The organism is Pseudomonas sp. UBA6699 (assembly GCF_002454615.1).
GTDB lineage: Bacteria > Pseudomonadota > Gammaproteobacteria > Pseudomonadales > Pseudomonadaceae > Aquipseudomonas > Aquipseudomonas juntendi.
This window is the reverse complement of the sequence record NZ_DKJF01000034.1, coordinates 20350-27249: the sequence shown is the minus strand read 5'-3', so window position 1 is coordinate 27249 and position 6900 is coordinate 20350. Positions and strand designations below refer to the sequence as shown.

The following is a 6900-nucleotide window of genomic DNA, read 5'->3' as shown; positions in this document are numbered from 1 at the left end:
GGTAAGCTTGAATTGGTCTGAGTACTTGCTCATATGGACACCCCAAGAAATTGGATTGGTCTCCAACTTCTTATGTGCAGTCCAGGGGGGAAGCGCCAATCAGGAAGAGCAGCTGATTTCCAGGTGCTTGCCCCATTCCGGTGGGCGCTCGGCGTAGGCCTGCATCCCGGGTTGCTCCTCGAAGGGGTTGCTCAGTACCTGGTGCAGCCGCCGCACTTCACTGTAATCCCCCGCTTCAGCTGCCTCGATGGCTTTCTGCGCCAGGTAGTTGCGCAGCACGTACAACGGGTTCACTGCATGCATGCGTTCGCGGCGCCCCTCGGCATTGCCGGCTTCACGCTCGCATCGGGCCAGGTAATCGGCGCCCCAGGCATCGAAGCCGGCCAGGTCGATGAAGTCATTGCGCACCACCTTCAACGCTTCGGCCACCGGTTGCTCGCCCAGCCGGCGGAAGAACAGGTTGTAGTCCACACCACCGCGCTGCATGCACTGCAGCAGGCGCTCGACCAGCGCCATGTCGTCATCCTCGGCCGTGGTCAGGCCCAGGCGCCTGCGCATCAGGTCCAGGTAATGGGCCTGGTACAGTGGCAGGAACAGGCTCAACGCCTGCTTCAACGGCTCCACCTCGACCACCGTGGTCAGCGCCTGGGCCAGCGCGCTGAGGTTCCAGTGGGCGATGGGCACCTGGTTGGCGTAGCTGTAACGACCACGGTCGTCGGAGTGGTTGCAGATGAAATTGGCGTCGAAGTCGTCGAGGAAGGCGTACGGGCCGAAGTCGAAGGTAATGCCGAGGATCGACATGTTGTCGGTATTCATGACCCCGTGGCAGAAGCCATAGGCCTGCCAGCGGGCGATCAGGTCGGCGTTGCGCTCGACGATGGTGCGGAACATCGCCAGGTAAGGTTGCTCGGCGGTGCCGCACTCGGCGTAGTGCTGTTGCAAGACGTGGTCGAGCAGCACCCGTTGCTGCTCAGGCTGCTTGGTGTAGTAGAAATACTCGAAATGACCGAAGCGTACGTGGCTCTGCGCCACGCGGGTGAGCATGGCCGCGCTTTCCCGTGTTTCGCGCCATACCGGGGTGCTCGAGCCGATGACGCACAGCGCGCGGCTAGTGGGAATGTGCAGGGCGTGCAGGGCTTCGGAGGCGAGGAACTCGCGGATCGATGAGCGCAGCACGGCGCGGCCGTCGCCCATGCGCGAGTACGGCGTCTGGCCGGCCCCCTTGAGGTGCAGGTCCCAGTGCTGATTGGCTTCGTTCAGGACCTCGGCCAGCAACAGGCCGCGGCCATCGCCCAGGCGCGGGTTGTACGAGCCGAATTGGTGGCCGGAGTACACCATCGCCCTTGGGTCGGCCTGGTCCCACAGCTTGTGGCCGCTGAACAGTTCGGCGAACAGAGGCAGTTCGGCCTGGGCCGGGTCGAGGTCCAGCAGCGCCATGGCCGACTCGCTCGCCACCACCAGGCGGGGCTCGGCGAGGGGCTCGGGCAGCACCTGGGTAGAAAACGCATCGCCCAGGCGGGCGAAGCGGTTGTCGAAAGTGAGTTGGTCGAGGGCTTTCACGGGCTGCTCCTGGAAGTCGGTGCCATTGGGGCCGCTTTGCGGGGCCCAGCTGTGGGGGCTGGCTTGCCGGCGATCGAGGGCCAAGCCCTCGCAGGCATTCTGGGCGTTCATGCCCTATGGCGTCCACTCACACAGGTTGGGTGCCATCGGGTTTGGGCTGCTCCATCGGTATCAGCTGCTGCTTGCCGCCGGCTGCGTCCATCAGGAACACCTCGACCTGGCGTACCGAGATCTTGATGTCGTGCGCCTTGAACTCGCGGCTGATGAAGCGGTTGAGTTCATCCAGCGTCGGGTTGCGGTCACCCAGGTCGCGCACGTGCATGCGCAGTTCGTGGTCCAGCGAGCTCTCGCCGAAGTTGAGGAAGTACACGATCGGTTCCGGGTCCTTGAGCACCCGTGGGTTTTCATGCGCGCCCTTGAGCAGCAGCTCGCGCACCAGGTCGAGGTCGGAGCCATAGTCGATGCCCAGCTTCAGCGTGACCCGGGTGACCGTGTCGGTCAGCGACCAGTTGATCAGTTGGCCGGTGATGAAGGTCTTGTTGGGGACGATGATGTCCTTGCGGTCGAAGTCGGTGATGGTGGTGGCGCGGATACGGATCTTGCTCACCGTGCCCGACAGGTTGCCGATGGTGATGGTGTCGCCGATGCGTACCGGGCGCTCGAACAGGATCATGATGCCGGAGATGAAGTTGGCGAAGATTTCCTGCATGCCGAAGCCCAGGCCCACCGACAGCGCCGCCACCAGCCATTGCAGCTTGTCCCAGCTGACCCCCAGGGTCGACAGGGTGCTGACGATACCCACGCCGACGATGGTGTACGACAACAGGGTGGTGGTGGCGTAGGCGCTGCCCTGGGCCAGGTTCAGGCGTGACAGCACCAGCACCTCCAGCAGGCCTGGCAGGTTGCCGGCCAGGGCGAAGGTAATGCCGACGATCACCAGTGCCCCCAACAGGTCGCCCAGGCTGATGGGCACCATGCTGGCAGCGGCGCCGGTGCCGCTGGTGTATTCGTACAGCACGAAGTTGTTGAGGTAGGCGAACACCGAGAGCAGGTCGGCCCATACCCAGTACAGGCCAGCGATGAAACCGCCCAGCAGGGCCAGGCGGATCAGGCGCAGCGATTGCTGGTTGACCTGCTCGATGTCCAGGGTCGGCTCTTCGACGACCACTTCGCCGTCCAGCCCTTCCTTGGCCGCCGCGCGCTTGCTCAGTGCCCGTTGGTAGGCCAGGCGGCGGGCCGCAACCGACAGGCCGCGCACGAAGGCGGCCTCGATCACCAGCCAGAACAGCAGCAGGTAGAGGGTGTAGATCAGCCGGTCGGTGAGTTTCAGGGCGGTGTAGTAGTAGCCGAAGCACACCGCGACGAACAGGGCGATAGGCAGCGCAGTGAACGCCACGCCGACCGCCTTGCGGAACAGCGAAGTGTCACGGTGCGCCGGGCTGCTGAGCAGCAGGCGGCTGAGCAGCCAGGCCATCAGCGCATAGCAGGCCAGCACCACGCCAATACCCAGTACATCGTCGGCCAGCGCCGACGGCTGGTGCTCGGCCACCGCCACTACCCCGACCAGGGCCAGCACCACGGTGCCCAGGCGGCGTACCCAGCCCCGCAGGAACTCGACCTGCGGTTTGTACCAGCGGAAATGCACTTCCGCCACGCCGCCGGGTGCAAGGATGCGGTAGGCGGTATAGAACACCAGCCACGCCTGGGCCAGTTGCCACAGGGCCGCGCCGAGGTTGGCGTTCTGCCCGCGGGCGTCGATTTGCAGGGCGTAGCTGCACAACGCCAGGACAAGGCTGACCGGCATCGCCAGCAGGATATTGATAAGAATCGCCTGTGGCGTATGCCACTGGCTGTCGCGGCGGAAATGGCCAATGTCCTGGTGCACCTTGCCCAGCCGTTGGTACAGGTACTTGCGCCGCCACAACAGAGCGCCGATCACCAGCAACAGCGGCAGGAACAGCAGCGGCCGGTGGCTGAGGCCGTCGGTCAGCTCGCTCAGGCTGGAGGCCCACGGCAGGTTGGCGACCTGGTCGGCCAGCCGTTGCGGCACGGTGCGCAGCCAGTCCCAGTCCAGGGGCTTGTTGCTGGGGATCCAGAACATCTGCTCGTCGAGGGTGGTGCGCAGGCTCTGGGCAGTGCCCAGCAATTGTTTCTGGTTGAGCTGCAGGGTGATCGATTCGTTGAGCAGCGCCGAAAGCTCGCGGTTCAGCCGCTCCAGCAGGTCGCTGCGGGTGATCGCCAGCTCCAGCAGGGCCTTGCGCAGCTGCGGGGTAACCTGTTCCTGCGGTTGGGCTGCCAGCAGCTTGTCGACATAGGTCACCGGGTTGCTCATCACCTCGCGCTGCTGGCTGACCTCGAATTGGTACAGGCGGGTGTCGGCGATCTGGTCGGCCAGGTCACGGTCGAGTTTCAGGTGTGGCAGGGTCTGTTTCTGTTTGTAGAGGATCTTGGACAGCAGCAGGCTGCCCTTGAGCACGTTGATCTGCTCGTCCAGCGCCTGGTCGGCCTGGGTCAGGCTGTCCAGTTGCTGCTTGGTGCGCAGGTTCTGCTGGGTCAGCTCATTGAGGCGGTCGGTGCTTTTGAGCAGGTAGTCGGACAGCTTCAGGTTAGCTGCGCTTTCGGTGGCCAGCAGGCTGCTGCCGCCCGCCTTCTGCGCCTCGATCGATTGCTGGGTGACCGTTTCCTGGGACTGGGCCAGGCGCTTGTCGTTGATCAGCGTCTGCAGGTCCTGGATTTCCTGCTCCAGACGCGCGGCACGCTCGATCAGCAGGTCATGGCGGGCGTTGCCAAGGTCCTGCAGCACGCTGTTGCCGGCCAGTTCCTGGCGGCGCAGCAGGGTCAGCGCGTTGAGCGAAGCCAGTTCTGCGTTCAGCTGGTTGCGCTGGTCGGCGTTGATCGACTTGCCACCGTCCTTGCCGGTCTTGAGGATGCTGTTGATCTGCTGGGCGCGGGTCTGGTTGCTGCTGATTTCGGCCTGGGCACGTTCGGGGCGGGTCTGCGAGTTGATGATCAGGCTGTTGGCGTCGGACAGCGACTTCTGCAGCTCGCCCTGCTGGGTGTTGCGCTCGCTGAGCATCTGTTCGAGCTGCTGCACGTTGAGGTTGGCATAGCGCTGGGCAACCGGCTGAACCTTGGTTTGCTTGAGCCGGGCCAGCTCTTTCTGGCTGTCGTCGGTTTCCTTGGGTGCGGCACTGAGTTGCTGCTTGAGGGCGGCCAGCTTCTTCTCGTTGTCGTCCTTGCTGGCCAGCAGGCTCAGGGTCTGTTCCAGCACCTGCTGCAAGGCCTTCTGGTCGGCCTCGGGCAGCTTGCGCTCGGCGATCTTGTCGAGGCTGTTCTGAATGCTGGCAGCCGTTGGCGGCTCTGCCGCGGTGGCCGCGAAGGAAAGGGACAGGCACAGCCCGAGCAGGGCTGGGCGAAGGTATGCGCGCAGGGACATAGGCAGACTACTTGTGGATCCGGCAGAAACGAAGTTTAGAGGAACAATCCTGGTCCGGGTCGCGTTCCTTCGGGGAATCTGACGCCCACTTTCTGGATCTTGTTCCCGACCATGGTCGCCACGGTCCAGATCGTGCCGTGCCATTCCACCTGGTCACCTACTACTGGAGCGCCTCCGACCTTCTGTCGGATGAACTGCGCCAGCGGCATTTTCGCGTCCAGGCCATCGAGTTTCAGGCCATACAGTGCGGCCACCGCACCCAGTTCGGCATCGCCTTCGAGAACGAAGTCGCCGAAGAAGCGCAGGTCCAGGCCACGCTGCGGCGCCTGGCTGAACAGTTTGCCCAGCGCCGGCAGGTTGTGTTCGTGGCCGATCACGCAGAGCATGTCGTCGACCTCCAGCACGGTGCTGCCAGAGGGGTGCAGCAACTGCTCGCCGCGGAACAGGGCGGCGATGCGTGTGCCTTCCGGCATCTTCAGCTCGCGCAGGGCGGCGCCGATGCACCACTTCTCCTTGCCCAGGCGGTAGACGAACATTTCCCACTCGCTGGTGATGTGCACCTCCAGCGCAGAGCGGGAGATGGGCGCCGGATCCGGTGGTACCGTCACCTTCAGCAGCTTGGCCATCCACGGCAGGCTGGTGCCTTGCACCAGCAGCGACACCAGCACGATGAAGAAAGCCAGGTTGAAGAACAGCTGGGCGTCCGGCAGGCCGGCCATCAGCGGGAACACCGCGAGAATGATCGGCACCGCGCCGCGCAGGCCAACCCACGAGATGAAGCCTTTTTCGCGGCCGTGGAAGGCCTTGAACGGCAGCAATGCCGCCACCACCGACAGAGGCCGCGCCACCAGGATCATCCACAACGCCAGGCCCAGTGCCGGCAGGGCAATGGGCAGCAGGTCGTGCGGTGTCACCAGCAGCCCCAGTACCAGGAACATGCCGATCTGCGCCAGCCAGGCCATGCCGTCGAGCATGTGCAGGATGCCATGGCGGCTGCGAATCGGCTTGTTGCCCAGCACCAGGCCGCACAGGTACACAGCCAGGAAGCCGCTGCCGTGCAGGGCGTTGGTCAGCGAGAACACCACCAGGCCACCGGCCACCACCAGAATGGGGTAGAGGCCACCGGCCAGGTTGATCCGGTTGACCATTTGCAGCATCAGCCAGCCGCCGCCCAGGCCCAGCAACCCGCCGATGCCGAACTCGCGCAGCAGGTGGGTGAGTAGGCTCCAGTGCAGGCCGGTCTGGCCGCTGGCAATCATGTCGATCAGCGTAACTGTCAGGAAGACCGCCATCGGGTCGTTGCTGCCCGACTCGATCTCCAGGGTGGCGGTAACCCGTTCGTTCAGGCCCTTGCCGCCCAGCAGCGAAAACACCGCTGCGGCGTCGGTGGAGCCGACGATGGCGCCGATCAGCAAGCCCTGGATCAGGCTCAGGTTGAACAGCCAGGCAGCAACAAGGCCGGTCAGGGCGGTGGTGATCATGACCCCGACCGTGGCCAGCGACAGTGCCGGCCATAGCGCTACGCGAAAGCTCGCCACCCGTGTGCGCAGGCCGCCGTCGAGCAGGATCACCGCCAGGGCGAGGTTGCCCACCAGGTAGGCGGTCGGGTAGTTGTTGAAGATGATGCCGCCACCATCGACACCGGCGACCATGCCCACGGCGAGAATGATGACCAGAATAGGGATGCCCAGGCGCGACGACAGCGAACTGACCAGAATACTCGCGCCCACCAGTAATGCGCCGATCAGGAACAGGCTGTTGATGGTGCTGGCATCCAAAGGCAGGTACTCCGGGATAACGCTGGAAAGGGGAATGACTGGCAAGTCGCGTGCCAATCGATTCTAACCTGATGAATTGGCAGCATGTAAAGCGTTTCTGCAGATGTGCAAAAGGCACCGCGGTGG

Annotated in this window: 3 protein-coding genes; all 3 read right to left on the bottom strand. The window is 64.2% G+C overall.

Annotated features, from left to right (window positions below; all coding sequences use genetic code 11):
- Positions 1-99: 99 nt before the first annotated feature.
- The 3 genes from selO to B3361_RS07305 all read right to left on the bottom strand — a co-directional run bounded on the left by selO (position 100) and on the right by B3361_RS07305 (position 6774).
- The gene (gene selO / locus B3361_RS07315; protein WP_054906262.1) at positions 100-1560 is read right to left on the bottom strand and encodes a protein adenylyltransferase SelO; all 1461 of its coding nucleotides are present in this window, start codon (positions 1558-1560) and stop codon (positions 100-102) included.
- Between the two features lie 127 nt (positions 1561-1687).
- Positions 1688-4996 (bottom strand): mechanosensitive channel MscK, encoded by a 3309-nt coding sequence (mscK, locus tag B3361_RS07310; RefSeq protein WP_054906261.1) that lies wholly within the window; start codon positions 4994-4996, stop codon positions 1688-1690.
- A gap of 35 nt (positions 4997-5031) precedes the next feature.
- Positions 5032-6774 carry a potassium/proton antiporter gene (locus B3361_RS07305; protein ID WP_047149596.1) on the bottom strand — a complete coding sequence of 581 codons (1743 nt, stop codon included), beginning with the start codon at positions 6772-6774 and terminating at the stop codon, positions 5032-5034.
- Positions 6775-6900: the final 126 nt, after the last annotated feature.

Bases quoted from the DNA above. Each gene is read 5' to 3' on its own strand.
- mscK (WP_054906261.1), bottom strand. From the start codon at position 4,996: ATGTCCCTGCGCGCATACCTTCGCCCAGCCCTGCTCGGGCTGTGCCTG.